Origin of the sequence: Mesorhizobium sp. M7A.F.Ca.CA.003.01.2.1 (assembly GCF_003998945.1) — a bacterium.
Lineage (GTDB): Bacteria > Pseudomonadota > Alphaproteobacteria > Rhizobiales > Rhizobiaceae > Mesorhizobium > Mesorhizobium ciceri.
The window spans coordinates 1-392 of sequence record NZ_RZRA01001721.1; the positions used below are offsets into that span (position 1 = coordinate 1).

The following is a 392-nucleotide window of genomic DNA, read 5'->3' on the forward strand; positions in this document are numbered from 1 at the left end:
GATCAGGATTGTGCCAGGCAATTCCAATGACAGAACCGCCCGCGTATCGTCGCGCCGCTTGGGCAGAAGATGATGCGCTTCATCGATCACGAGCCAGTGCGGTCTCGCGGTGCGCCGGCGGAAACTGCTGAGGCCAGGCAGCAGGTCGGCAAAGAAATCCGGCCTCTCGTCGACCCGCAGGGCCAGTCCATTGACGACTATGTTGCTGTCGGCCTTGGCGATCAGATCGAGCACTTGCGCCTTTGTCGGCGCGCTTGAGCCGTCTCCCAGGCGAACGGCGCCTTCGAGGCCATCATAGTCGCCTTCGGGATCGAAGACACAAAACTGAAAGCCGCTTTCGACGAAGCGTTCGGTCAGCGCGGTGGCCAAGGTGGATTTACCGATACCGGAAC

1 protein-coding gene is annotated in these 392 nt (G+C 61.0%); it reads right to left on the reverse strand.

Features of this window, described 5'->3' with window-relative positions; all coding sequences use genetic code 11:
* Positions 1–392 (reverse strand): DUF87 domain-containing protein (locus EN969_RS35115; RefSeq protein ID WP_127419992.1); only part of this gene is annotated, 392 nt, incomplete at both ends.